Origin of the sequence: Croceicoccus hydrothermalis, from assembly GCF_022378335.1 — a bacterium.
Taxonomy (GTDB): Bacteria; Pseudomonadota; Alphaproteobacteria; order Sphingomonadales; family Sphingomonadaceae; genus Croceicoccus; species Croceicoccus hydrothermalis.
Map to the genome: position 1 here is coordinate 1 of NZ_JAIQCI010000041.1, position 24820 is coordinate 24820.

Annotated in this window: 33 protein-coding genes and 2 pseudogenes; 19 read left to right on the forward strand and 16 right to left on the reverse strand. The window is 59.1% G+C overall.

Annotated features, from left to right (window positions below):
* A partial coding sequence (locus K4G67_RS15510; RefSeq protein ID WP_239807216.1) for a conjugal transfer protein TraG N-terminal domain-containing protein occupies nt 1-2115 on the forward strand: 2115 nt, incomplete at its 5' end.
* 1 nt (nt 2116) lies between these two features.
* Here K4G67_RS15510 and K4G67_RS15515 read toward each other — a convergent pair.
* Nucleotides 2117-2332 carry a hypothetical protein gene (locus tag K4G67_RS15515; RefSeq protein WP_063612630.1) on the reverse strand — a complete coding sequence of 72 codons (216 nt, stop codon included), beginning with the start codon at nt 2330-2332 and terminating at the stop codon, nt 2117-2119.
* Nucleotides 2333-2590: 258 nt separating this feature from the next.
* On the opposite strand from K4G67_RS15515, the gene K4G67_RS15520 reads away from it, so the two are divergent.
* The 3 genes from K4G67_RS15520 (at nt 2591) to K4G67_RS15530 (ending at nt 4906) form a co-directional block, all read left to right on the forward strand.
* Nucleotides 2591-2863: a WGR domain-containing protein gene (locus tag K4G67_RS15520; protein ID WP_063612631.1), complete on the forward strand. Its 273-nt coding sequence runs from the start codon at nt 2591-2593 to the stop codon at nt 2861-2863.
* Between the two features lie 331 nt (nt 2864-3194).
* Entirely contained in the window at nt 3195-3980 is a 786-nt protein-coding gene (locus tag K4G67_RS15525) for a type IV toxin-antitoxin system AbiEi family antitoxin (protein WP_082834651.1), read from the forward strand.
* A gap of 8 nt (nt 3981-3988) precedes the next feature.
* Complete coding sequence (locus K4G67_RS15530; RefSeq protein WP_239807217.1) at nt 3989-4906, forward strand: nucleotidyl transferase AbiEii/AbiGii toxin family protein; 918 nt, start codon at nt 3989-3991, stop codon at nt 4904-4906.
* 42 nt (nt 4907-4948) lie between these two features.
* Here the strand turns inward: K4G67_RS15530 and K4G67_RS15535 are convergent, their stop codons facing one another.
* Both K4G67_RS15535 and K4G67_RS15540 read right to left on the reverse strand, forming a co-directional pair.
* Nucleotides 4949-5101 (reverse strand): hypothetical protein, encoded by a 153-nt coding sequence (locus K4G67_RS15535; protein ID WP_239807218.1) that lies wholly within the window; start codon nt 5099-5101, stop codon nt 4949-4951.
* A 243-nt stretch (nt 5102-5344) separates the two neighbouring features.
* The gene (locus K4G67_RS15540; RefSeq protein WP_239807219.1) at nt 5345-5935 is read right to left on the reverse strand and encodes a hypothetical protein; all 591 of its coding nucleotides are present in this window, start codon (nt 5933-5935) and stop codon (nt 5345-5347) included.
* Nucleotides 5936-5949: 14 nt separating this feature from the next.
* Here K4G67_RS15540 and K4G67_RS15545 point away from each other — a divergent pair, with 14 nt between their 5' ends.
* Nucleotides 5950-6336, forward strand: a complete 387-nt coding sequence (locus K4G67_RS15545; RefSeq protein ID WP_063612635.1) for a type II toxin-antitoxin system RelE/ParE family toxin — start codon at nt 5950-5952, stop codon at nt 6334-6336.
* On the forward strand, nt 6333-6653 hold the full coding sequence (locus K4G67_RS15550; protein ID WP_160729014.1) for a helix-turn-helix domain-containing protein: 321 nt from the start codon (nt 6333-6335) through the stop codon (nt 6651-6653). The genes K4G67_RS15545 and K4G67_RS15550 overlap by 4 nt, the downstream gene beginning before the upstream one ends.
* 63 nt (nt 6654-6716) lie before the next feature.
* Here K4G67_RS15550 and K4G67_RS15555 read toward each other — a convergent pair whose 3' ends face one another.
* From K4G67_RS15555 to K4G67_RS17590, 4 genes and pseudogenes are all read right to left on the reverse strand, one after another.
* Nucleotides 6717-6911: a hypothetical protein gene (locus K4G67_RS15555; protein ID WP_160729013.1), complete on the reverse strand. Its 195-nt coding sequence runs from the start codon at nt 6909-6911 to the stop codon at nt 6717-6719.
* A gap of 10 nt (nt 6912-6921) precedes the next feature.
* Nucleotides 6922-7104 (reverse strand): annotated as a pseudogene (locus tag K4G67_RS15560) (DUF3768 domain-containing protein); the annotation flags it as partial.
* Nucleotides 7105-7116: 12 nt separating this feature from the next.
* Nucleotides 7117-7305 (reverse strand): hypothetical protein, encoded by a 189-nt coding sequence (locus K4G67_RS15565; protein WP_160729012.1) that lies wholly within the window; start codon nt 7303-7305, stop codon nt 7117-7119.
* Nucleotides 7305-7430 (reverse strand): hypothetical protein, encoded by a 126-nt coding sequence (locus K4G67_RS17590; RefSeq protein ID WP_268234557.1) that lies wholly within the window; start codon nt 7428-7430, stop codon nt 7305-7307. Before K4G67_RS17590 ends, K4G67_RS15565 begins: the two co-directional genes overlap by 1 nt.
* Before the next feature lie 545 nt (nt 7431-7975).
* Here K4G67_RS17590 and K4G67_RS15570 point away from each other — a divergent pair.
* From K4G67_RS15570 to K4G67_RS15585, 4 genes are all read left to right on the forward strand, one after another.
* On the forward strand, nt 7976-8893 hold the full coding sequence (locus K4G67_RS15570; RefSeq protein ID WP_239807220.1) for a DMT family transporter: 918 nt from the start codon (nt 7976-7978) through the stop codon (nt 8891-8893).
* Nucleotides 8894-9199: 306 nt separating this feature from the next.
* Complete coding sequence (locus tag K4G67_RS15575) at nt 9200-9565, forward strand: PRC-barrel domain-containing protein (protein WP_160729010.1); 366 nt, start codon at nt 9200-9202, stop codon at nt 9563-9565.
* A gap of 69 nt (nt 9566-9634) precedes the next feature.
* Entirely contained in the window at nt 9635-9826 is a 192-nt protein-coding gene (locus K4G67_RS15580) for a DUF3008 family protein (RefSeq protein ID WP_160729009.1), read from the forward strand.
* A 122-nt stretch (nt 9827-9948) separates the two neighbouring features.
* Nucleotides 9949-10362, forward strand: a complete 414-nt coding sequence (locus K4G67_RS15585) for a hypothetical protein (RefSeq protein WP_157052057.1) — start codon at nt 9949-9951, stop codon at nt 10360-10362.
* Between the two features lie 71 nt (nt 10363-10433).
* On the opposite strand, the gene K4G67_RS15590 is transcribed toward K4G67_RS15585, so the two are convergent.
* From K4G67_RS15590 to K4G67_RS15600, 4 genes are all read right to left on the reverse strand, one after another.
* A complete protein-coding gene (locus K4G67_RS15590) occupies nt 10434-11150 on the reverse strand; it encodes an RES family NAD+ phosphorylase (protein WP_160729007.1) in 717 nt (238 codons plus the stop codon).
* Nucleotides 11144-11560 carry an MbcA/ParS/Xre antitoxin family protein gene (locus K4G67_RS15595; RefSeq protein WP_050599403.1) on the reverse strand — a complete coding sequence of 139 codons (417 nt, stop codon included), beginning with the start codon at nt 11558-11560 and terminating at the stop codon, nt 11144-11146. Before K4G67_RS15595 ends, K4G67_RS15590 begins: the two co-directional genes overlap by 7 nt.
* A gap of 273 nt (nt 11561-11833) precedes the next feature.
* Nucleotides 11834-12061: a GDCCVxC domain-containing (seleno)protein gene (locus K4G67_RS17595; RefSeq protein ID WP_082834648.1), complete on the reverse strand. Its 228-nt coding sequence runs from the start codon at nt 12059-12061 to the stop codon at nt 11834-11836.
* Entirely contained in the window at nt 12061-12456 is a 396-nt protein-coding gene (locus tag K4G67_RS15600; RefSeq protein ID WP_185885840.1) for a hypothetical protein, read from the reverse strand. The genes K4G67_RS17595 and K4G67_RS15600 overlap by 1 nt, the downstream gene beginning before the upstream one ends.
* Nucleotides 12457-12523: 67 nt before the next feature.
* On the opposite strand from K4G67_RS15600, the gene K4G67_RS15605 reads away from it, so the two are divergent.
* Complete coding sequence (locus tag K4G67_RS15605) at nt 12524-12928, forward strand: MerR family transcriptional regulator (protein ID WP_063612643.1); 405 nt, start codon at nt 12524-12526, stop codon at nt 12926-12928.
* A gap of 8 nt (nt 12929-12936) precedes the next feature.
* Here the strand turns inward: K4G67_RS15605 and K4G67_RS15610 are convergent, their stop codons facing one another.
* Nucleotides 12937-14277 (reverse strand): dihydrolipoyl dehydrogenase family protein, encoded by a 1341-nt coding sequence (locus K4G67_RS15610; RefSeq protein WP_063612644.1) that lies wholly within the window; start codon nt 14275-14277, stop codon nt 12937-12939.
* A 140-nt stretch (nt 14278-14417) separates the two neighbouring features.
* On the opposite strand from K4G67_RS15610, the gene K4G67_RS15615 reads away from it, so the two are divergent.
* From K4G67_RS15615 to K4G67_RS15640, 6 genes are all read left to right on the forward strand, one after another.
* On the forward strand, nt 14418-14780 hold the full coding sequence (locus tag K4G67_RS15615; protein ID WP_239807222.1) for an ArsR/SmtB family transcription factor: 363 nt from the start codon (nt 14418-14420) through the stop codon (nt 14778-14780).
* Complete coding sequence (locus K4G67_RS15620) at nt 14773-15702, forward strand: MBL fold metallo-hydrolase (protein ID WP_063612645.1); 930 nt, start codon at nt 14773-14775, stop codon at nt 15700-15702. The genes K4G67_RS15615 and K4G67_RS15620 overlap by 8 nt, the downstream gene beginning before the upstream one ends.
* Complete coding sequence (locus K4G67_RS15625) at nt 15702-16148, forward strand: YeeE/YedE family protein (protein ID WP_063612646.1); 447 nt, start codon at nt 15702-15704, stop codon at nt 16146-16148. Before K4G67_RS15620 ends, K4G67_RS15625 begins: the two co-directional genes overlap by 1 nt.
* Nucleotides 16145-16564, forward strand: a complete 420-nt coding sequence (locus K4G67_RS15630) for a DUF6691 family protein (protein ID WP_063612647.1) — start codon at nt 16145-16147, stop codon at nt 16562-16564. The genes K4G67_RS15625 and K4G67_RS15630 overlap by 4 nt, the downstream gene beginning before the upstream one ends.
* A 24-nt stretch (nt 16565-16588) precedes the next feature.
* Nucleotides 16589-18355 carry a SulP family inorganic anion transporter gene (locus K4G67_RS15635; protein WP_239807223.1) on the forward strand — a complete coding sequence of 589 codons (1767 nt, stop codon included), beginning with the start codon at nt 16589-16591 and terminating at the stop codon, nt 18353-18355.
* A gap of 210 nt (nt 18356-18565) precedes the next feature.
* Nucleotides 18566-19918 (forward strand): MBL fold metallo-hydrolase, encoded by a 1353-nt coding sequence (locus tag K4G67_RS15640; protein WP_239807224.1) that lies wholly within the window; start codon nt 18566-18568, stop codon nt 19916-19918.
* Nucleotides 19919-20396: 478 nt separating this feature from the next.
* On the opposite strand, the pseudogene K4G67_RS15645 reads toward K4G67_RS15640, so the two are convergent.
* Nucleotides 20397-21254 (reverse strand): annotated as a pseudogene (locus K4G67_RS15645) (class I SAM-dependent methyltransferase); the annotation flags it as partial.
* 39 nt (nt 21255-21293) lie between these two features.
* Between K4G67_RS15645 and K4G67_RS15650 the strand changes: the two are divergent.
* Both K4G67_RS15650 and K4G67_RS15655 read left to right on the forward strand, forming a co-directional pair.
* A complete protein-coding gene (locus K4G67_RS15650; RefSeq protein WP_420830054.1) occupies nt 21294-21794 on the forward strand; it encodes an SPW repeat domain-containing protein in 501 nt (166 codons plus the stop codon).
* A gap of 9 nt (nt 21795-21803) precedes the next feature.
* Nucleotides 21804-22313 (forward strand): hypothetical protein, encoded by a 510-nt coding sequence (locus K4G67_RS15655; protein ID WP_239807226.1) that lies wholly within the window; start codon nt 21804-21806, stop codon nt 22311-22313.
* A 48-nt stretch (nt 22314-22361) separates the two neighbouring features.
* Here the strand turns inward: K4G67_RS15655 and K4G67_RS15660 are convergent, their stop codons facing one another.
* The 3 genes from K4G67_RS15660 to K4G67_RS15670 all read right to left on the reverse strand — a co-directional run bounded on the left by K4G67_RS15660 (nt 22362) and on the right by K4G67_RS15670 (nt 24460).
* Nucleotides 22362-22592, reverse strand: coding sequence for a hypothetical protein (locus tag K4G67_RS15660; RefSeq protein WP_420830053.1), 231 nt, complete (start codon nt 22590-22592; stop codon nt 22362-22364).
* Nucleotides 22593-22811: 219 nt separating this feature from the next.
* Nucleotides 22812-23834: a sodium:calcium antiporter gene (locus K4G67_RS15665; protein WP_239807227.1), complete on the reverse strand. Its 1023-nt coding sequence runs from the start codon at nt 23832-23834 to the stop codon at nt 22812-22814.
* A complete protein-coding gene (locus K4G67_RS15670) occupies nt 23831-24460 on the reverse strand; it encodes a cation diffusion facilitator family transporter (protein ID WP_119587744.1) in 630 nt (209 codons plus the stop codon). The genes K4G67_RS15665 and K4G67_RS15670 overlap by 4 nt, the downstream gene beginning before the upstream one ends.
* Between the last annotated feature and the right edge of the window lie 360 nt (nt 24461-24820).

Here is a 24820-nt window from a genome sequence, read left to right on the forward strand (position 1 = left end):
CGTTCCTTCGTCACTACGACGAGACCCAAATCCTCCTTAATCTACAACCGTAAATCTGTGCCATTGGTGCTGACGGCGAACAAGTTCCACGGTAGCAGTCAGACCGCACAACAGATTTTCCATCAACGCTCGCTGGTGGGTGCCTTCCTCGAAGCGCGAGCCAATCTCGGTGCGGCTGATGGCGATACATTCGCCATGCTCCGCGCCGAGGAACAGGCGCGCAACACCTACACGTCGATCACACAGCAAGCGATGACGTGGGTCCCGCTTCTCAACATCGTGCTGACCGTCGTCTTCTATGCGATGTTCCCGGTCCTCTTTCCGCTCTTCCTTCTTCCGCGCACAGGGGTAACCGCGCTGAAAGGTTATTTCACCGGCTTCTTCTATCTGGCCGCATGGGGGCCACTCTATGTGGTCCTGCACATGTTCATCATGGACCGCGCATCGGACTCTCTGAATGCGACCGCACCGGGCGGCATCACGATGGCAGGCATGGCCGGTATCGATGCGGTCAACGCGGATACCGCGACGATCGCAGGCTTCCTGATGATGTCGATCCCGTTCCTTGCTGCCGGCATGGCGCGGGGAGCGATGGCCGTCTCGTCGCAGGCGACCTCCATGCTCGCTCCAGCACAGGCTGCAGCGGAAGCGGCGGCCGTGGAACGGACGACGGGCAACTACTCCTACGGAAACGAAAGTTTCATGAACCTGTCGAGCTTCAACCGGCAGTCTAACCAATGGAACACTGCGCCATCCTTCACGGGTGGAGTTGCTGTGCAGTCGACCGTCAATCCCAACGGTACTTTCACGCGGACGATGGCTGACGGTTCTACCGTCTTCGATACATCACCCGGAATGAGCCGCCTCGCCTTCGGTGCCTCTTTGAGCCAGTTCGCAAATTCCGAGCGCCAGCAGACGCTTTCCGAGCTCGAGACGGCTCGCAACAGCCTCACCGAGGAGCGTTCGCGTGCGCTTTCGTTCCTCGACCGAACCTCGGCACGTCAAACGACCGGCGTCCGCAACTCGAGCGGAAGCGAAAACTCTGCAGGATATCGCTCTGGTGAAAATTTTCAGAGGTTTGACAATCAGTCGCTCGATTCGAGAGACGGTATAAGCGAAGGTGACAGGATTTCGCGCTCTTCGGGCGATCAGCAAACCAACATTGATCGTCTTGAGACTACTCGTGGCGGGAGTATTGGCGTATCTGGCACTGCCGGTAGAGGAAATTCTGGAGGAAGTCCTCGCAGGGGCTCTGGCCTTGGTATTAATGCCGGCGCCCAAACTGGCATCAATGGAGGACGGTTGCGCACCGACCTCGTGAACCGTGGAAACGATCGTATACAAAGCAACGGACTCGATTCGTCGACCTCTGACGGTCGCTCCAACGGGTCGAATGCTACACAGGATAATGGCAGCTACTCGCAGAGCGGCAGCTTTAATCGAAGCGAGGGCTATTCGGATAATTCCTATTCTCGTGAGCAAGCTCTCGAAGAGATCCGGCGCATTGATGAGCGCATTGCTGCAATCGATGAAGTTTCGACGTCCCTCAGCAACAATACCTCCAATCGCGAAGGGTACGGTGCGAACCTCAACTTCGATATGTCTCAGATTGTTGCATCAAGGTATCAGGAAAAGGCCATGGAACTTGGGGTGACGGCCCCGAGCTTGGCCCGCACCGACTACAATCCGCAAGAGCAGGCAACCTATGAGCTTGTAGCGAGAGAAATTATCGCCGATTATTACGATGCTCGCGTTGCCCCCTTCAATGATCTCATCCCTGAACGCGGCTCCTTGGTCGGCAATGTCACTGGGCCCGGCGATTTCAGCGAGTCCGACCTTCGCGCCAGCACGCCGCGCCAAAATGTTGGTGGGCCACGAAACCTCGTGAATGGATCGAGTGATGGATCTATCGGAGACCGGATCGACGAAGGCGCATCGTCACTTGGTGATCGTTATGAGGCCAACACATCTCGCTACAGCGACAAGCGGCGGGAGTTCGAGGAGCGCCGAGAAGGCTTGGGTGGAGCAAACGATCGCTTTAACGAGCGCTTCTATGATCACGACCAGCGGGAGCGTAACACAATTCAAAGACGCCTTCGTGGTGACGACGAATGAGTTACCAGCTCAAAATAGCGATAAAGATGAATGCAATTGCTAACATCAATCCGAGAATAGAATTCCATTCAACTCGTCCCTGCGATGGCTCGTAATCGTGGCCAAGGAAATCATCCCCGGTCTTATAGAGCCACTCTGGGTTCACTCCGCCTGAAGGATCCCACTTCGCGGCTGCCTTGACCACTCCAGATTCTCCAGGTTGATCGTCGAAGCTCATCGCAATTCTCCTAGGCTAGCCGTAGCATTTTAGGACGCTAAATACAACGACTGACCGGATGCTGCGTTTAAATCAAGTTGGACAATCCGTTACGGAATTCTTGATGCGCGAGACCTTGCGGACAATTCCAGACCTGCGTGGGCGATGGTCTGAAAGCAGTGCATATGCGATGCCTGATCGAAGATTTGAATCACAGGGTAGGGCGGTGATTCAGTTTCTGCGTTGGATTTGAGAGTTGCGGTGCACCAATGTCTCTTCATGGCAAAGCACTTCGAATGCCGCGAGCACTGGCGGGCTGTCGACACCGCGCGCAACATCGCACGCGACTATCAACTCACGGTCACGCTCGACCTGTTTGGCTGGACCGTCGTCGAACGTCAGTGGGGTCGCATAGGTTGTAACGGGAAGGGCGCGCGCGACAGCTTTCCGAATGCGGCGTCGGCGCGGCGTTTTGTCGATGCAGTTCGTAGCCGACGCGGAAGCGCCAAGCACCGGATCGGAGTGGAATATCGGTCCGTTGAAGAAGCATAGGCGAGCGACTCACATCCCGTAGGCATGGTTTCATGCAGTTTGCGGAAAATAGGCTTTCCAATCTCCGCATGAACTGTCGCGAATGTATTGCGCAATGCGGAGATTAGGAGAACTGGTCTGCTTTTGAGCGGGATGCCGAAACGTTGTCAGCGCGGATATCTCGCAGACTAGACGTCCGAGATCTCGCGGCTGAGGCGTGAGTTCGACCGCAGGTTTGGGCCCTGAGTCCGAGCATAAGGTTTGTAGACTGCGCCAAACACCAAGCTTGGCTTGGCAAAAGCGGAAAGCTTCAAACTGGATTTTGGTTTGAAGATATGCCAAAACACTAATCATGGCTAAGCGTTCTGACAGCAAGCTAAACCGGCTTCAGCGGGAACTCCCTGAGGGACTCCTGGCCGATGCCGCGTGGATGGAGGCGCACGGTTATTCATCGGCGCTGCGCAGCCAGTATGTCCGCGCTGGCTGGCTCGAAAGTCCGGCGCGGCGGGTCTATCGTCGCTCGCGCGCGCCATTGACATGGCCGCAGGTGGTTATCTCGCTCCAGACCGTGCTGGACCTGCCGCTGACCGTCGGCGGGCGCACCGCACTCGAACAGCTAGGCTATGCCCATTACCTTTCGGCGGAGATGCGCGAGGTTCACCTCTACGGGCCGAAGCGACCGCCGACATGGCTGGACAGCTTGCCGCTCGACGTAGCCTTCCGCTGGCACAACAGTCTGCGTCTGTTTCCCGGCGATGCCGGCGCACAAGCGGAGCCGAGCCCCGTCATGGTCAGCGCCGCAGGTCTGAGCTTACCCATCCGCTATGCGAGCAAGGAACGTGCCGCGCTCGAATTGCTCGACGAGTTGCCCAGACATGAGAGTTTCCATCAGGTCGATGCCCTGATGGAAGGGCTGAGCGATCTCAGCCCGCGTCGCCTGCAAACCCTGCTGGAGACCTGCGCCAGCGTGAAGGTGAAACGGCTATTCCTGTTCTTCGCCGACCGCCACCGGCATGCCTGGCGATCCCGTCTCGATGTGACCCGTGTCGATCTTGGATCGGGGAAGCGCGTCCTGGTCAAAGGTGGCACGCTCGACCCCGGCTACCACATAACCGTGCCGTCCGATCTGGCGGGGTAGCGGGCATCATGGCCTTTCTCGACTCTTACCGGCAACAGGTCGCCCTTCTCATCCGCACCATTCCTTTCGTAGCGCAGGAAGAAGCCTTCGCCCTCAAAGGCGGTACCGCGATCAACCTGTTCGTGCGCGACATGCCGCGCCTGTCGGTGGACATCGACCTGACCTATCTGCCGGTCGAGGATCGCGCCAGGTCGCTTGCCGCGATCAACGCGGCCATGCTGCGAATAGCGAAACGGATCGAACGCAAAATACCGGATGCGAAGGTCCATGCTTCGCGCTCGGCCGACGAGAAAATCGTCACCAAGCTGCTCGTCCGCGCTGGAGGCGTGCAGATCAAGATCGAGGTAACGCCGGTACTGCGCGGCACCGTCTACGATCTTGCCTTGCGGAGCGTTGTGCCAACAGTCGAAGACGCCTTTGGCTTTGCCGAGATGCAGATCGTGTCCTTCGAAGATCTCTATGCGGGCAAGATCGTCGCGGCGCTTGACCGCCAGCACCCTCGCGACCTTTTCGACGTGCGCGATCTCCTGGCGCACGAAGGTATAAGCGACGAGCTGCGGCGCGCATTCCTTGTCTACGTCATCAGTCACCATCGCCCGATTGGCGAAGTTCTTGCCCCGACACGAAAACCGCTTATGGAGGAATTCGAGCGCGGTTTTGTCGGAATGACGCATGAGCCGATCGCGCGGACCGATCTTGAAGAAGCGCGCGAGGCGATCATCGCTGCGATGGTTGCCGACATGCCCGATGCGCATCGGCGGTTTCTGGTCGGCTTCAAACGCGGAGAGCCGGACTGGCAACTTCTCGGCATACCGGAAGCTTGGCACCTGCCTGCCGTCCTGTGGAAGCAACGCAATCTGGACCGGCTCCCTGCCAAGAAGCGATGTGAACTGGCGGATGCACTCGAGAAGATGCTGTTTCAATAAAGCTAGTATCGAAACTTCGTTGTCCGGAATCAAACCCTGGTCTTATTGCGGATCGTTTCCCAGAAACCGTGCGATTGCGCTCGAATATGCCTGCAGCTTCCTGCCGTATCGCAGCACCGTCGATGCAGAATCCCAGCGCATTGCATTCAAGATCGCGACACCGTCAGCGCCCAACGCGATCAGATCCTGGGTCAAGCCAACCCTCAACGAGTGGGATGATATCAACTTCAGATAGCCCACGTTGTCATCATTTTGTCGCATCGACGGCGAAAGCGCGGCCTCCGCCGCATGCTTTAGGTCCTTGCGGAAAATGTCAGGCCGCGTGGCCCAAGCTCGGATAGCAGGACCCCTGCGATGCTTAATCGAAGATTTGAATCACAGGGCAGGGCGGTGATTCAGTTTCTGCGTTGGATTTGCGGGTTTCGGTGTGAGTAATGTTTATTCATGGCAAAGCACTTCGAATGCCGCGAGCACTGGCGGGCTGTCGATACTGCGCGCAACATCGCACGCGATTATCAGCTCACGGTCACGCTTGACCTGTTTGGCTGGACCGTCGTCGAACGTCACAGGAGTCGCGTAGGTTGTAAAGGAAAGGGCGCGCGCGACAGCTTTTCGAATGCGGCGTCGGCGCGGCGTTTTTTCGATGCAGTTCGTCTCCGACGCGGAAGCGCCAGGCACCGGATCGGAGTGGCATATCGGTCGGTTGAAAAGGCTTAAGCGACCGACTTTTCGCATCCGGTCGCTCTGGTTCGATGCGTTTGGCGGAGAATAGACTCCCCAATCTCCACACGAACTGCCGTGCATATATTGGGCGATGCGGAGATTGACGTCTATATTCACCGCAGGAATTGGCAGCGCCTTTGGCTGCCGTTCGGCATCGCCAAGGGCGTCTGCGGAGCCGGATGGAAGGCTTCGGTTTTGATCTCCGCACGGCACGAGGGCGGTCAGGGAAGGTGGGGAACGTCCTACCAGGATGAATCCGAAAACATGGTTAGACGAAAGCTTCGCTTCGATCACGCTGGCAAACATCCCGACATACCCGATTGACAAGTGTTGTCAGATATGACTACATAGGATCATGTCGCGCCCCAACGCTTCGACCGATTTCGTGGATCAAGGCAGCGCGCAAGGATTTCGGGGCGTTCCCGGCCCGTGCGATCGACAAGGCGCTCGATGCGCTGACGATCGTGGCCGATGGCGGGGCGCCGGACATCGCCAAGCCGCTCGCTGGTCTCGGCTCCGGTGTTTGGGAGCTGGCGATCAAGGAGCGCGGCGATGCCTACCGTGTCGTCTACGCCCTGCAACTGGATGACGATATCTGGGTGGTGCATGCCTTCCAGAAGAAGTCGACGAAGGGAATATCGACGCCGCAGCGCGAGATCGACCTCGTGCGCGAGCGGATCAGGCGATTGAAGGAGATGCTGGAATGACCGAACAGAAGGACGACATCGAACTGGTGCGCGGGTCAGGCAATGTCTTTGCCGATTTCGACGTGGCCGATGCGAGCCTGCGTCAGCTCCGCGCGATCCTCGCCGCCGAAGTGGTCAAGACGCTCGACAAGGAAAAACTGACCGTCCGCGATGCCGAAGCCCGCACCGGTATTGCGGCGGCCGATTTTTCGCGCATCCGCCAGGCCAAGCTCGACCGCTTCACCGTGGACCGGCTGATGCGCATCCTCGACCGGCTCGACCGCGATGTTCGCGTCAAGGTATCGGTTGCTGCACGGCCCGAGCACCTCGCGGCATGAAGCAACCCGTTCAGTAATTGCAGCGGCCCGCCCGTGGGCGGGCCGCGCAACCAACTTCACCAGTCAGAACAGATCGAGCTTATCGCGCAGCGGATCCCAGAAGCCGATATCGCGCGGCTTCTGGTTTCGGCGCGGCAGCATCGGCATGTCGGCGCCGCATTGCAGCTTCTCGCCCAGAGTGACCGGGCGCACGCCCGGCATGATGATCTGGTCGGGGTCGGGTCCGGCGATGCGGACCGGTGGATTGCGCCTGGTCATGCTCCACCCCTCAATATTCGCTGGCAACCATGATCGTCAGCACTCGACGGGCAGTCGCTAGGTTGGCCGGGTTCTCGCTGCCGAACCGCAAATCGCGGTCGTAGGAATCGATCTTCCAGAACACGGTTTCGGCAAGTTGTGCCGGTCGCATGATCGTCCAATTTCCATCGCCGCCCTGATAGATCGTTCCGAAATCACGCTCGCCTTACGGATCGTTGTCCGGCACGAAGGCGTCGAAGGTCTCGATCAACTCACGCACCCGAGACCGATCTGCCTCGGGCAAGGCCCGGAATCCCTCTGTCGCCACGGCAACACCGGCCAGCCCGATCGCCTGCCGCGCCCGGTCATTGAGCCGGACAATTTTCTCAGTGCGTGAAAGTGTGCCAGCGGTCATTACGCCGCGCTCCCGCCACTTTCGCAGATGTCGATCAGTTCGCCGAAATCCTTCTGCTCACCCAGTTCCTCGACGAGTTCTGGGAGAAATGGGCAATGCGCTGGTGTCCCAAAGACCAAGGACATCAATGGCTGCTACCGGCGGGTCTACTTGCAGGACGCTTTTCCGGGTCTCTGCATCGACGAGCCCAATGAAGAACACGTCACCAGATGGTTTGCCGAGGTCAACCGGCAGATGGAACCCGGCACTGCTAACAGGGCCTTCGGTCTTCTAAGGCTGACGCTCTTGCGTCAGCGAACTTTACCTGCACTCATACATGCTAACGATAAGTATTTGATTTAACATAAGATATATTATCGTTCTAGTGGATCAACTCGGCCTGCCTTTCAGAACCCTTTCCGGGAAAGCTTGTACGCGGATCCGCTACCAAGTAGCGCGCGTGGCCCAAGGACTAATCTCGGTAGATCGCCGGATGCGCGGGTCACGTCCGTATCACTCCCAACCTCCCAATTCTTCTCGCTCGAATACGTGCTATCGGATTCTGGCGCAGCGTAAGAAATAGACGATATCCTTGAAGAACTGAGCTATCTGACACGAGACGCCGCCCGCGAAACGGAAACAAGACTATGTTTTCCAAGCGGAGTCCGGCATGCTAAATTTTTGCAGTATCATGGTATCCGATAGACGCTCGACCACTCCTGCGATTGTTGTGCAGCTTTTGCTGGGCATGGCACTCTTTGGCAGTGCGACGCCGCTCAGCAAGTTAATCGGGCAGCAGTTCTCGGTCTTCACGGCATCTTGCATGCGAATGCTGATCGCTTGCCTGGTCCTTACCCCATTCACGTGGCTGCTGACGAAAAGGTTTGGCAACGCGCAGCGGTCGGACTGGTGGGTAATTGTCGCGATCTCACTGTTCGGGATGGTCGGTTTTACCGCAGCCATGCTTTTCGGCATGCGCCTCACAACGGGGGTGATTGGCTCTACAATCATGAGCGCGACACCGGCAGTGACTGCCGGCGCGGCCGTGGTTTTCTTCGGTGCCGCAATGAACTGGCGGACGTCGGGAGCACTGGCCCTTGCGGTCGCGGGGATAGTAGCAATCAATCTGCTACGAACGGAAGGAGGCGGAGACACGGAAGCTCCGATCCTCGGCGCAGCTCTTGTCGCAATGGCCGTGTGTTTCGAAGCAGCCTACACCCTGCTTTCTCGGAAACTGTCCGACGGTATAAGCTCGCTGGAGGCCACGCTGGCAGCCTCATTGATTGCTGCGTTGGTTTTTGTTGTTCTGGCTATTGTTTTCGACCCCCGACCGTTCGATTTTTCCGACGTAGGTCAGACTGGGTGGTTTGCGGTAGCCTTCTGGGGCGCGGCTACAGCGGGGCTTGCTCCTGTTTTATGGTATAACGGTGCCCGCGAAGCGCCGGAAGCACTCACGGCAGGTGCTATGGCGGTCATGCCCCTTAGCGCGCTTGTGCTATCTTATTTGTTGCTCGGCGAGCCCTTTCGCTGGTCTCACCTCTTGGGCTTTGGGTTGGTTTTCTCAGGGCTTGTTCTGATGATAGTCGAGCATTCGAAGTCGGCAGATTAGGCTCCGGACCGATAAAGGGATTCCCAGAGCCGCGATAATGTGATCCCGCAGCGCCCCCCAAGCAAGTTGCGCAAACTTGACGCGGTTCCCTGCCGTGCTGCCAGACCATTCTCGACAAGAAAACCGCCGTGCCGTTCGAGCGCCTTGCTCATATTAAGTGGCGATCAGCCTACTGCTTCAGTGGCTAACCTTTGTTATCAAAGAGGATTTTTGCGACGAGCGGAGAAACTATCATCGCGGTGCGAGCGTTACTCCGCTGTGACCAAGTCTCTCTTGGTCAATTTCAGCCGGAAAGGAGTTATCACGATGTCCCATGAAAACGTAAGGAGCAGCGATCTGATCGGCAGCGACCGCGTCGAAGGAACGGCGGTCTATGGGTCCAATGGCGACAAGATCGGTACTGTCGAACGTGTCCTGATCGAAAAACGCGGTGGCCAGGCCCGCGACGTCGAGATTTCGGTGGGCAGCTTCCTTGGTATGGGCGGCGAGTTGCACAGCCTGCCCTGGGAAAAATTCGACTATAATACCGAACTAAATGGCTACCAGCTCGACGTGACCGAGGATCAGTTGAAGGGCGCGCCGACCTATAAGGAAAGCGAGCGCGACACCGCTTATGACCGCGATTACCAGACGCGCTCGTACGAATATTGGGCGGTCACACCTTACTGGTGACGGAAGCCACGCACTTCGCGCGCACGAAGTGCCGAGAAGCATATTGAGTGGAGACAAGGAGCAGATACCATGCCGGCAAAATCGAAAGCCCAGCAAAAAGCCGCAGGAGCAGCTCTGTCCGCGAAGCGCGGCGATACTAAGGTGAGCGATCTGCAAGGCGCTTCGAAAGACATGTACGATTCGATGAGCGAGGACGAACTTGAGGATTTCGCCAACGGCGAGCGCCAAGGGAAACCCGAGCACGCCGACAAGGATGGTTGATCGCCGGTATCGCCGTACTGGAGCTTTGTCGATTAGGCGAAAGCTCGGTATGTGAGACAAGGAATTGGTTCCGCGTGTCCTGATCCAAAACTCTGTTCGAGAGACTAGAGAGGCTTTAGACAATGGCGGAGGCTCACGCGGTCCGCTTCGATGAAGCATTGGATATGCCGGAAGGCATAATTCTGGACGTCATGCGATGCTGGCGCGATGCCAAGGATCATGGCGAAGCAGTTCAGCCCTACATATATCAGACGCTGGCGCGGCATCGGCTTGAAATTCTCGTCCCGGTTTTTGATAGCCTGATGACCCTTTGCGAAGCGGCTATGAAACGATCCATTGTTGCCGGCGAAGATGGAGATCGAAGCGGCGACGAAACCGCTCTGATCGATATGCTCGTCGATCCCGAAGACGCGCGAATTTATATCGGCTGCACTCAAGAAGATTGCATTTTGTTGAATTGCGCTTTGCGTTCGACACGCTTGATGATGGAGCAGGCAGTCGCGGGGATATCGACAGGCCGCTCACAGCAATATTAAACCAGAACTGTCGGCGTATGGTCAGCGCCGCTTCCCTTTAAAATCTCTGCCGAAAATTTGCATCTCACATGTCACACGATCCGAAACACTTCCCCTGTCCCGGTATCGCGGTAGAGATCAACCCGCGCCCCATCCCAATGATAATCAAGATGGCGGCCCTGGATCGCATTTGAGGCGAGGTCGGGATAGAACAGGCCAGCACACTCGCCGCCTTCGCGGCGCACACTTGGATAGGCCACCCCGTTCGACCCGGCTGCCTGTAATTGCCCTCCCAGCGTTTGACTCGCCGAATAGTCATTCGGGTCCGCGGCTTCACTGAATCGTCCCTCATCCGCGCGGAGATCATGGAGCCGCGCATTGATGTCCATCACGACCTCGCGGAATTGCGAAGTCCAGCCTGGTGCTTCGTTCGTGCGCGCCATGAAGCGGCTATGATGATGAATGGTTTCGAGCAGCGCGACCTCGAAGCTGTTGCCCGCATAGAGCACGCCATGGCTGCCGTCACTGAATCGCGTCGGGCGGTCGTGGCTGACATGGGTGAACGGTGCCATAAGATACGTCGCCCCAGGTCCGCCGACACGCCGCTCTTGCGGTACGAGGTCGAGATTGCCGATATTCTCCATCAATCGCGGATTGGTCTTTTGCTCCGCCGATATGAGCAGTGGCCAGTCGGCGGGATCGGCAATATCCTCGAACAGATCGATCGGCGGGTGGATGCTGCGGATGATACGGACCGCGCTTTGCCATTCGATAGTGGAAACCGGGACCGTTTCGGGATCGATCACCATCCGCCACGCTCGGCGTCGAGATAGCGGCGCACCCGCATCAGATCGGTCAGTTCGCCGCCCAGCATGATATCGAGCGCGGAGCGACCCTGAAATGCGCTATTGGGTGCCTTGATCCAGTCATGGGCGCGCCGTGTCTCACGAAACATATAGCGCAGCGCCTTGTGAATACCGATCAGGTTGGACAATCGCGCCTTGCCGTCGCGGTCGATCCGGCCGGGTTCACCGTCCGCTTTCCAGCGGCGGTAAGACCGCACGGGGACGTCAAGCAGTGTGGATGCCTGTTCGTCGGTCACATCCCATTTTCCGAACAGGTTTACCACCGCACGAAACATCGCAGCGGCCTCGTCATCGGTAATCGGGACGGGCCGAAAATCGCGAATTGCGGTGTCTACAGGTTGAAATGCAGTCATCATGATACTCCTATATGGCATCGTATGGGCCATATAGGGCCATTTGGCAACCTTCGTTTGTAATATCGGGGTTCTTGTCGCTTGCATTTATTTTCGTTGAAATCGCTAGCGGTATCCTTACCCGAAGCTGGCTTGGCGGTGGTGAACCATGTGAGCGGTTCGCAAGCAGGCGTTGCGCGCGCCTACCAGCGCCCCAACTGGAAACAGGAAATAGGGCAAAGCCCTCGACGACTGGAACAGACATCTCGTTCGCACCGTTGGTGATGCGGTCCTCTACTGCGACGCGCCACAAGTGGAACCGCCGCCATTTTCGCGCGCCTCCTGAATGGGCGGACATGGCACATCTCCATAAGAGCAAAAGACGCAGCAGTCTCCGGCCAGCGGCTTCAGCCTTTTCTGGCAATGCGGGCACTCGTAAAAGAACCAGCATGCGTTGCTCGGCATGGTTTCGGTCGTGGCCGCTTCGCATTGGGGGCAAGTGATCGTGGAGACAGTCTGCATCAGGCTCCTCCGAGTGCACGCATCAGCGGTTGTTCAATAAAACCCCATAGCGCGGACAGAACGACCATCGCGGTGGCAATCAGCAATATCAGCCGGGTAGCGCTGCTGTGGGCAGGCTGCGCACAGCCATCAGCACTGCAAAAACGCACTTTGCGCAAGTGAAGAAACCACCCAAGGGCCACGACTAGGAAGGCTGCGATTGTGAGCGGCAAGTGGTAGGGAACAAACCATGCGAGCCCTCCAGCGCCAAGGCCGACCGCGACAAGGGCCAAGGGCAGAACGCAGCAAGCAGCCGCGGAGAGAAGCGCAGCTGCACTTGCCAGTACTCCGACGCCAGCCACCCCGCGATCGCTCACGTTTTTCGGCTCGTCGTATTGGATAGTCTGCTCGGTCATCTTTGCTTCCGCTCGATTCGATCCCTATGTACTTCCTGTAGTAGATATAGGTGCAAGGAGATTCGACATGGGCGGCCTGTCGATAGGTGAGCTGGCGCGCAAGACCGGCGTCAATATCGAGACGATCCGGTATTTCGAGAAGATCGGAATGCTCGGTGCGCCGGAGCGCACAGCAGGCGGTCACAGGGTGTTCGACGATGGTCACCTTCGCACACTCAAATTCATCAAGCGGGCGCGCGAACTAGGCTTTGCGCCAAAGGAGGTTCGGACACTTCTGGACCTGGGCGGTCCTGCCAAAGCATGCTGCGACGAAGTGCGCAAGATTGCAGTTCATCACCTCGAAGAAGTGCGGGGCAAAATCGACGATCTCGTCCGATTGGAACGGCACCTAGCCGCCACCGTCGAGCAGTGTTCGGGCGGGCATGTGCCCGACTGCGCAGTCATAGACATGCTGGAAACCGCCCGGCCCTAGACCCACCCCTAGACCATGTATCCGATGTCAGACGCGCCGGTTGGATAGGCGAACATCGTAGTCTTCAGATCGTCCGCAGTGAGCCCATGGCGGATCGCCAGTCCGAAAATATTGATGGTCTGATCTGCGCCGGGTCCGACAAGGTGGGCGCCCAGTATCTTCCCCGTCTGCTCATCAACCAGTGTCTTGTAGCCGTAGACCGGTTCAGCGATCCGCCTGGCGGTGAACCATTGAGAGGTCCGCTCGCACTTTGTTCGAAATTTCAGCCCCGCCTCTTTCGCGTCGGCCTCGGTGAGGCCAACCCGGGCGATAGGCGGAAGCGTGAAGGCCACGCTCGGTACACCTTTGTAGTCGGGCTTGCGGTGATTGCCTTCGACGAGATTGGTCGCGACAACTTTTGCATCATGGCTGGAAACGGGCGTGAGTGGCGGCCCGTTCGAGGCAGCATCTCCGGCAGCGTAGACGGCCGGATTGCTCACGCTCTGCAGAAATTCGTTCAGCTTCAGCTTTCCGTTTTCGACTGCGACACCGCCCTTTTCGAGATCGAGCCGCTCAATCGCCGGGGCCCGTCCTGCCGCATGAACGACAAGATCGGCCGCAACCTCGATCGGCCCCTCCTTGCCACTCGCATGGACCGTATACTCTCCGTCCCGTTCTCGAATGGCATCGACGGTCGTATCGGTAATCACGCGGACACCGATCCGATTGATCGCATCCATGAGCCAGCTCACCAGTTCTGGTTCGAACTGCGTCAACATGCGCGGTCCCCGCTGGAGGATCGTTACCTCGGCTCCCGCGCGGGCGGCGATATGCGCAAACTCGGCGGCGATATATCCGCCGCCGACCATCACGATCCGCTTCGGCAGCGAGGGCAATTCGAGAAAGCCCTCATTGTCGATCAGGTGCTTTTCGCCCGGGATGACTAGAGGTATAGGTCTGGCTCCTGACGCAATCAGGATTTTGCGGTATTCGATTTCCTGGTCGCCTACGGAGAGCCGATCAGGCCCCGTGAATTTTGCCGTTCCATGCAAGGTCACGATGCCGGCCTCTTCATACCGACGCTCATGCTTTTCAGGCACGGGGTCGGTGAAGCTGCGCTTGAAGCGGATAAGGTCGGACCAATCGATGCGTAAAGTCCCCTCTACCCCGTGACCTGTCATTCGTTGTTTTGCTTCGATCGCTTCTGCGCCGGCCACCAGCATCTTTTTGGGATCGCAGCCGCGTAGCGCGCAGGTGCCGCCAAACGGTTTCTCGTCGACGACCGCGACTTTCCAGCCAGCTTTCGCAACGCGCATAGCGCAAACCATGGCTGCAGTCCCCGTGCCGATCACTACCAAATCGTATTCCATGTTCACTCTCCTGCCCGCTCAACGAAGCTGGAGCGGCTACAGGTTCCAATGCCACCATCGAAAGATCGGTGAAAGGCAAAAGTCATTCCTTGAAAATATCTTAGCCTGCTCTAAATTAGTAATAGCTAATGGAGAAGATTATGGGCCAGGACGGGCCTTCAGAAACGGATTTCATGCGCCAGGCTGGCGAGGCCAGCCGCCTGCTGAAAGCGATGGCCAACGAATCGCGCCTGCTGGTCCTCTGCTTCCTGGCCGAGGAAGGCGAGTTGTCCGTCGGGGATCTGGCGCAGCGCGTCGGGCTGAGCCAGTCCGCCCTGTCGCAGCACCTCGCAAAATTGCGCGAAGGCGATCTCGTCGCGACCCGCAAGGAGGCCCAGTCGGTGTTCTACCGTGTGTGCGACCCCAATGCGCAGCGTGTTCTGGAATTGCTGCATGACATGTTTTGCCCTGAGCTCGGCCAATCCCCCAGCCAAGCGACGACATCGGAGAGACAGTATGAGTGACGACACGAATATCGAAAAGGCCATCGAACAGGTGAACGGCGTTCTTGCCGGCAATCCGCGAGCGCCTCACGTCAAAGCGTTCTTCCATGAGCCGACCTTTACCGCGACCTATGTCGTCAGCGACGATCAGACCAAGCGCGCGGCCATTATCGACAGCGTCTGGGATTTCGATCAGCCTTCGGGCCGCACCAGCTTGGAAGCGGCGGACGAGATTATCGATTATGTGCGCGAGGCAGGCCTGACCGTCGACTGGATTCTGGAAACCCACGCACATGCCGATCACCTGTCGGCCGCGCCCTATCTGCAGGAGAAGCTGGGCGGCGAAATGGCCATCGGCCGCGACATCGTGACCGTTCAGGGCGTGTTCGGCAAGGTGTTCAACGAAGGCACCGAATTCGAGCGCGACGGCTCGCAGTTCGACCGCCTGCTGGAGGATGGCGACGAGTTGATGATCGGCGATATACCGCTGATCGCGCTCCACGTTCCCGGCCATACCCCGGCCGACATCGCCTATATCGTGGGCGATGCGGCCTTTATCGGCGATACGATGTTCATGCCCGATTATGGCTCTGCGCGGGCCGATTTTCCGGGCGGCAATGCGCGCAATCTCTATCGCTCGGTCCGGCGACTGATGCGCCTGCCGGACAAGACGCGGGTATTCCTGTGCCATGATTACAAGGCACCCAACCGCACCGAATTCGTCTGGGAAACCACCATGCTCGCACAGCGCACAGCCAATGTGCATCTTCACGAAGATGTTGATGAGGATGAGTTCGTCGATATGCGCACGCAGCGCGATGCGACGCTGGAGATGCCGCGCCTGATCCTGCCCGCCATCCAGGTGAACATGCGCGGTGGACATTTGCCTCCGCCGGAAGATGACGGCACGTCCTACCTCAAGATGCCGGTGAACAAGCTGTGATGCTGCCCGGATTTCCCGACGCCGCTCCACTGGCAGGATTGCTCGGAGGCGTGCTCATCGGCCTCGCGGCCGCGCTGATGCTGCTGGGCGCAGGGCGAATTGCCGGCGTGTCCGGCATCGCCGCCCGCGCCTTCGGCATCAGCGGTGACGGTACGCCCAGATCCGGCGCGTGGGCGTTTGTCCTGGGTCTGCCGATTGGCGCAATGCTGATTGCCTGGGGCCCTGGCGGGATCCAGGCCAGCTTTGCCGGTTACGTACCGCTGATTGTGGCGGGCCTGCTGGTCGGCATCGGCACGCGCATCGGCAGTGGCTGCACCAGCGGCCACGGCGTTTGCGGAGTCAGCCGGTTGTCACAGCGCTCGCTCGTCGCCACGGTGACCTTCATGGCGGCCGGGATCGCGACCGTCGCCATCATGAATGCCTTTGGGCTGGAGGTGCTGTCATGACGCGTTCGTGGCCGGTGACGCTCCTATCGGGGACGTTGTTCGGCGCCGGGCTGGCGCTGGGCGGCATGGTCGACCCGGCGCGTGTACGCGGTTTTCTCGACATTTTTGGGGACTGGGATCCCACTCTTGCTTTCGTGATGGGCGGCGCGGTGATCGTGATGGCGATTGCCTGGCGGATCCAGGCACGCATGGCGCAGCCTTTGATTGGCGCGACGTTCGCTCTTCCCGACCGGACCGACCTGACCCCCCGTCTGATCGGCGGCGCGGCGCTGTTCGGCACCGGTTGGGGAATTGCCAGCCTGTGTCCCGGACCTGGATTCGCTGCACTGGCGATCGAACCGGCAAAGGCGGCGGCTTTCGTGGTGGCGATGCTGGGCGGAATGCTGATCGTACGCTTGTTCGAGCCGCAGCGCTAAAGCGTCGTCGGAGCAATCGAAGCCATGGCCGAACCCACCTTGCTGGCACGCTACCTCCCCATTCTGCAATGGGGGCGCACCTATAATGGTTCTGTCCTGACGAACGATCTGGTGGCGGCGGTGATCGTCACGATTATGCTTATCCCGCAAAGCCTGGCTTACGCCTTGCTCGCCGGGCTGCCACCGGTCGTCGGGCTATATGCCTCGATCCTGCCGCTGGTGGCCTATGCGCTGTTTGGGACGAGCCGGACGCTGGCGGTGGGTCCGGTCGCGGTCCTGTCACTGATGACCGCATCGGCCGCGGGCGCTGTCGCTGCGCAGGACACGGCCGAATATCTCGAAGCCGCGATCACGCTGGCCGCTCTGTCGGGCATCATGCTGGCTGTGCTGGGCTTTCTTCGGCTGGGCTTTCTCGCCAACCTGCTCTCGCATCCGGTGATCAGCGGCTTCATCACGGCCAGCGGCATTCTGATCGCCACGAGCCAGATCAAGCATATTCTCGGGATTTCGGGCGGCGGCGACAATTGGCCGGAGATGCTGGGATCGCTTGCGTCCAATATAGGCCTGACCAATCCGTGGACGCTGGCCATCGGTATCCCGGCGACGCTGTTCCTGTTCTGGGTCAGGGGCGGACTGAAACCAGCCCTCTTGAGGATCGGCCTGAAACCGCGCGCCGCCGATATCGCTGCTAAGGCGGGGCCCGTGATCGCGGTGGCGCTGACCATTCTCGCGGCCGTTATGCTCGATCTTGCGGAAAAGGGCGTCGATCTGGTCGGGGCCATTCCGCAGGGGCTGCCGCCTTTCGCCACCCCGTCGACCGACATGGACCTGATCGCGCAGCTATGGGTGCCCGCGCTGCTGATCTCGGTGATCGGTTTCGTGGAGAGCGTCTCGGTCGCGCAGACCTTGGCCGCCAAGAGACGCCAGCGTATTGCGCCCGACCAGGAGCTGATCGGCTTGGGCGCATCGAATATCGCAAGCGCCTTTTCGGGCGGCTATCCGGTGACGGGCGGGTTCGCCCGCTCGGTGGTAAACTTCGATGCCGGCGCGGAAACGCCGGCTGCGGGCGCCTATACGGCCATCGGGATCGCCCTGGCATCGCTGTTCCTTACGCCGCTGCTGTTCAGCCTGCCTATCGCCACGCTGGCGGCCACGATTATCGTCGCGGTGCTCAGCCTGGTCGATCTGAAGACGCCCGGTCAGCTGTGGCGCTATTCCAAGGCGGATTTCGCAGCGCATCTGGCGACCATCGTCACCACTCTCTTGGCTGGCGTGGAACTGGGCGTGATTACCGGTGTCGTGGTTGGTCTGCTGCTGTATCTGTGGCGCGCATCGCGGCCGCACGCGGCTATCGTCGGGCGTGTTCCGGAAACCGAACATTTCCGTAATGTGGAGCGGCATGATGTCTTTACCGTTTCGCACGTCCTGTCGATCCGTATTGATGAAAGCCTGACCTATCTCAATGCGCGCTGGCTGGAGGAATACGTGCTCGAGCGCGTCGCGGACCAGCCGGAGGTGCGCCACGTCATCCTGATGTGCAGTGCGGTCAACGAAGTGGACGCCTCGGGCCTGGAAAGCCTCGAGGCGATCAATCACCGGCTCTCCGATAGCGGGATCGACCTCCACCTATCGGAAGTTAAAGGTCCGGTGATGGATCGGCTCAAGCGAACCGAATTTCTCGAGAAAATCGGCGGGCGTGTGTTCCTGTCGCAGAACCGCGCGTTTCGCGAATTGTCGCGGGATAATGCCGATCCGTCTCTGCCCGACGATATCGCTCGAGGTTTGATATGAACGAATATCCAAAAAGGAAATCGAGATTGGCATATCTCTCGGCGTCCATCGCTATAGGCATTTTCGACGCACTTGTTTTTCCTCATCGTCCGCCCAGGCGGCACTTTTCCTGTGAACTCGCAATCCTTTACGGTGGCCAACCGTTTTGCTCGGGGGCCTGCTTTCGGCCTGACCGCATCCCCTCGTAAACCGACCAGAAGGAAACCCATCATGCTTCTCGAAAAAATCAAGACACCCGGCCTATCCCATCTGTCCTATCTCGTCGGGTCCGGCGGGCAGGCGGCAGTGATCGATCCGCGCCGCGATTGCGACATCTATATAGAGAAGGCCCGCGCCGAAGGCTTGGCGATCACGCATATTTTCGAGACGCATCGTAATGAGGACCTCGTTTCCGGCGCAGCGGTCCTGGCCGACATGACCGGGGCAAAGGTGCTGCACGGCCCGAACGCCGATGGCGAAGTCGTCTATGCGCAAACGACGTGCGAGGGCGACAGCTATCGCATCGGCCAGCTCGAATTCCGCGTATTGGAGACGCCGGGCCATACATTCGATCATCTCGCCTACGCATTGTTCGACACCGAATATCCGGAGAAAGCCGTTGGCGTGTTTACCGGCGACGCCTTGTTCGTCGGCGACGTCGGACGCACCGACTTCTATCCCGACCGCAAACGCGAGGTCGCAGGCCTGCTCTATGATTCCCTGCGCAAGATCTGCGACCTGGGCGATCAGGCCATCATTTATCCGGCCCACGGCGCCGGTTCTGTTTGCGGGTCGGGCATGGCCGACCGCGAGTTCTCAAGCGTGGGCCACGAGCGGCACAACAATCCGCGGCTGCAGATCGAGGACCGCGAAGCCTTTATCGACTTCAAGGTGGGAGAGAACCATTATCAGCCTCCCTATTTCAGGTTGATGGAGCGGCTGAACCTGGAGGGCGGGAGTCCCGCTCCGCGGGTCATTGAGCCGAAACCGATGTCGCTACAGGAGCTGGGCGAATGCGGCGCGGACCACCTCATCGATATCCGCGAGCCGCTCGCCTATGCGTCGGGCCATCTGCCCGGCAGTATCAATCTCCCGGTTGGGATGATCCCCGCCTTTGCGGGGTGGTTTATCGGCGAAGGGGAGAGTGTCGCCCTGATCGCCTCGTCGCAGGGCCAGCTTAATACTGCCATGGAACACCTGGTCCGCATTGCACTGGACAACGTTCTGGGTGGTTACGTAGGCGTAGTGCCCGCGGCGGCGGCGGGCAAGAATATGCGATCGATTCCGATGGTGGATACCGAAACAGTCGAACGGCGGCTGACCGGCGAACACAACGAATGGACACTGCTCGATGTGCGTGATGCCGATGAACGGGCGGCAGCCGCGATCGACGGCTCGGAGCATATTTATGTCGGCGAACTGCCCAAGCGCTGGCAGGATCTGGACCCGGCCCGCGGCTACACCCTCATGTGCGCGAGCGGAATGCGGGCGACAGTGGCGGCAGGCTGGCTCGACGCTCACGGCTTTGACAATGTGGATGTGTACCTGGGTTCGATGGGCGCGTGGAAAGCAGCGCAGAATTGAATTGCTAAAACCTATCCCGATAGCCGACTGACCAATTGCGGAACGCGCTCCTCGCATCTGCGAAGGTAACGCCGCAAGGCGCGCATCCGTATGTCACGCGAGCATCGTAGACTCGCCCCGATCTCAGCGAGGCTTTCTACAGCGTCGAGCAATACGTCGGGTTCATGGATCTGGACCCGGTGCAGCCGGTCACTGATCCGATCGATCAGGACCGTCAGACACCGGTATGTCGGCAAAGACGGTCAAGCAAGCTGCGACGAAAACGTCCTGCTCGATATGGTGGTTTCTCTCGATGATGCGGAAAATCACGTGAAAGACACGCATGAAGCTGTCGCCTGGATGATATGCGCCTTGCGTTCGACCAGATTGGATGATGCAACTCGCTCGCGCGGAAGTAGAACTGCACCATGAGCAGTAGCATCTGGACATGATCTTCCGTTGCTGGCCCGTACGGTTGCTGTCAGGTCAGCAAAGGATCTTAAGAAACCCGTCCCGAAAGGTTGCCCCACCTGCCCCGCAATGCCCCCTCCGCTTCGCCGACATATCGGCGCGTCAAGGGTAAAGCCCTCCGATCGCGGCAATACTGAATCTGGTAATTGCACATGCCGCCATGTTCGAAAGCCGCCGTGGCTCCGGCGAGATAGAAGGTCCACATGCGATAGAAGCGCGCATCGAACATCGCCTCGATCCGTTCGCGGTTGGCTTCGCAATTGGCATACCATGCGCGCAGCGTTCTGGCGTAATGCAGCCGCAGCATCTCGACGTCGCTGGCAATGAGGCGATATTTCTCGCTCGCCGCGACGGTTTCCGAAAGCGCCGGGATGTAGCCGCCTGGAAAGATGTATTTGCGCGTGAAAGCGTCGGTTGTGCCCGGTGTGCCGATCCGACCAATCGTGTGGAGCAGCATCACCCCGTCATCCGTCAGCATATTGGCGCAGCAGCGGAAGAACGTTGCGAATTGCGGGCGTCCGACGTGCTCGAACATGCCGACCGAGACGATCCGATCGAAACGCTGGCCGCGTGCGGCGAGATCGCGATAGTCGATCAGCTCGAACTTCACGCGATCGGAGACGCCTGCTTCATCGGCGCGTGTACGTGCCAAGCCAAGCTGTTCCTCGCTGAGCGTGATGCCGGTGACGCGCAGATCCATTGTTCGGGCGAGATAGATCGCCATTCCGCCCCAGCCGCAGCCGATATCGAGTACCTCCTGGCCCGGCGCGAGAGCGAGCTTGGCCGCGATATGGGCAAGCTTGGCCTCCTGAGCTTCGGCCAGTGTCTCGACGCCGTCGTCCCAATAGGCGCAGCTATATTGCATATGCTCGGCATCGAGCATCAGTTGATCATGATCCCCTATTCGCTCGACGAGCTGGTCGCGATGGGCCAGTTCCTGGTTCTCAACACGCGGCGCGGGCGACCGTTCTGGCGCTCGTTCTTCCGCGGCGACGCGCTGCCAGGCGGCAGCAAGGACTCACATCCCGGTTTCGATGCCCCGCTCGCGGCGATCGGCGGTTCGGCGGCGCGCGGGGTCACGGTCCCATGGACATTGGCCATCAGTGTGCTGATCGGTGCTTTCCTCATGTTTTCAAGGCTTGTTCTCGGCACAGAACCACCTCTGGCCGACAGCGATCATGTGGTGGGGGCGCTCGTCGTCACGGTCGCAGTGATAGCGATGGCGGAAGTCGCAAGACCGCTGCGTTTTCTGAACGTAGCGTTTGGCCTCTGGCTGATGGCGGCTCCCTGGCTGATGGACGGAAGCACCAGTATCACGAGCGACATCATTGGTACTGTGCTCGGAGCACTCCTGATAGGATTGAGCCTGCCGAGAGGCCGCCGGAGCGATGAGCATTATGGCAACTGGGACCGGTTCGTCGTTTAACGGATCGGCATGGCGATGGCGCAGGCTTGGAATAGGATGGTGAGGCTTGGATCCTATAAATACGGGGGGTCTGAAGCAGTGTGGCGGGGCGCGCATCCCGCCCTGTGGATCGCCATTTTCGTCGGACTGATTGCCTTCGCCTGGGAAATGTTCCAGCTCCCGTTCTACAGCACTGGCGAGCTTGGCCCGGCTGAAGTCGCATACCGATGTGGTCTGGCATCGTTCGGTGACGCGGGTATCATGGTGGCGGCCTATCTGGGCGCCTCGTTGGAGAACGGTCGAGCGCCCTGGATCGTCCAATGGCCGATTTCTCGCCTTCTTGTTTATCTAGCCATCGGCCTGGGCGTCACCTCTGCCGTCGAACTCCTGGCCGTGGGAGCTGACTGGGGGTGGACGTACAGCTCCCTGATGCCGCTGTTACCCGGCACCAAGATTGGTCTGGTCCCCATCATCATGTGGGTTATCGTTCCTTCCGCGACCTTGTGGCTTGCGCGCAGAATGGGCGTCGGCCCTGGTTAGGGAGAAAGACCTGAGCCAATGGCCGCTAGGGTCGAAACTTAATCACAGTCAAAAGGCTACGGCGGCGGCGAGGCTTACGGCCGATAGGAAGTTTCTGGCGAGTTTGCCGTAGCGGGTGACGGTAAGGCGGAAGTCCTTGAGGCGACAGAACATGGCCTCGGGCCGCCAGCGATCCTTGTAGCGGCGTTCGTCATACAGGATCGAGCGCTTACGATTACGACAGCCGGGGATCACGCGCCGGTCATCGACGCGTCGCGCTCCGGGTTGGTTCTTCGGCAAGTGCGGCTCTATTGCAGCCCATGCTTCATCCGACAATCAGAACAACGAACGCGACATTCCCAACGGCCTCCTGCATCAGCGGAGACTCCCTAGATCAATGTGCACGCAGACTTTCAAGAGTCTGATTGGGTTTGGACCCTAGAACGAAAGGCTGATTTTCATAACTCTCAACGCCGTGATCATCGCCGCTTCCCTCGCCGTGATTTTGGTTTTCATTGCTCACCCGGCTCCCCCAGAACTCTGTAAAGGCTGCACCCAGAACAGTATCACGGCGATGAAAGCTGCGTTGGCAGCCAAGAACACGAAGAGATGCCAACGGCGAAAGCCTCTTCTCTCGTCTCCTCCCAAAGAAAGGAACAGCGCATACAGCGCAGGCATGAGCGCGACGAAGATGAGGCTGACCCAGAAAAGTTTGAAATTCTCGATCGGCGTTCCGATGATAGTGAGCGGGATGAAAGCAATCGTCATACTCACGACATGATCGCCGATCACGCTCGTGGTGGCGGAGGTCACCTGGCCCGAGCGCGCGACGCTCCAGGTCGTGAAAACCTCGGGCAGAGCTGCGACGGTGGCGGTAATGAAAAGGCCACCGACGATATTCGGGATGCCGAGTGCGCTCACGATCCTCTCGGTCGAGAAGACGGTGAAGTAGGCGCCGACCGCCAACGCGCCGATGCCCGCTATGGCCGTCCATCGCTCCTTCTGGCTCCACTTCACCTCCTCTCCCTTCTCGCGGCCCCGAACGAGAGCCTGCACGAGATAGGCGAGATAGGCGACCAGCAGGATCCAGCCATCGATCGGCTGCAGACCGCGCCAGGGGACTGGAAGCGTCAGCAGAGCGAAAACCCCGAGGATCGCCAGATAAGGCAGCGCCTGAACGGTGAGAGCCCCTTTGTCGACCGCCACGTAATGCTCTCGCCGATGCTCCTCGTGATCCTTTCCGGCACCTTGCAGGTCTGATTTGCGGGTCGCCAGGTAGGCCGTTATCACCATGACCGGAATCGCGAGGACGGTTGAACCCAGCATGGCTCCTATCCCAATGTCGGATACGCCGCGCGCCGCACTCGTCACGTTGATGCCGATCTCCGGCGAGGCGGCAGCGAGACCAAGAAAGGCGCCTCCGGCCGCAACGGAGAAACCCCATTGCTTGCGCAGTTTCCTGAGCGGAGCGGACAGGCGCTCCGCGCCCCAATGCGCGGCCCAGACGGCGGCGAGTAGAACCGCTGTCCAGACCGCAATCACTTGCGCCAACCTTTGTGCTCTGTGCCCTCTTCCTCGTGCGTATCCATGTGCGCATCACGCAGAATGTCGATGCCACCGTAAAGTGCAATGCCGGCAACCGCGATGCCTACCACCAGATCGGGCCAGTTCGCGCCGGTCAGCATGACAATAATCCCGGCGATAATGATACCACCATTGGAGATGAAATCGTTGAAGCTGAAGGTCGTGGCAGCGCGCAGATTGACGTCCTTCTTCTTCATGTTCTGAAGCATTCGCAGGCAGACGAGATTCACCACGCCGGCCACCACCGCCATCACCATCATCATGACGCCGCCCGGATCGGAGCCTTCCACAAAGCGTCGGAAAGCATCGGCGATGACGCCGCCAGCGAAGATGAGGAGCATGATACCAGAAAAGCGCGCGGCACCGCGCTTCCAGGTTCGAGAACGGGTTAGTGCCAGAAGGCTTAGCAGATAGACTATCGCGTCGGACGAATTGTCCAAGCCGTTTGCAAGCAATGCGTTGGAATCAGCAAAATATCCAACAATGAAAAAACCTATAGCGATCGCCACATTGAGCCATAAAACAATCCAAAGTGTACGTCGCTTATCGGCCGAGTCGAGCTCAACTTCTCCTTCGCCGCTCATGTGGTAATCCCTCCGCTCCGGCATGAAGCTTTGGCAGCAGCCGGCGTGAACCGACCCACAAAAAGGTCTTGGTCAAAACTTTCAGATGTTCCTCCGACTTGTAGTCCGGTCGATGGTTTGTCTTCGGTAATTTCCAACATTCGACGTCTCCAACTCTGTACGGTCATGTTACATTTTTTAATTCCCGCCGCTCCTCGCGCGTTACGTTGCGCCGCAGACGGTCCCACCATTTCTCGCGCCAGCTGCGCTCGTCATCAGAACGGTGTAGCACAAGCCGCGCTGTCCGTCGTCAGAACATTTGGCACACCTAGCTGCGTAAATTAGCGGAGCTTGGGCCTCGTCTGGGAATTGATGTTTAGG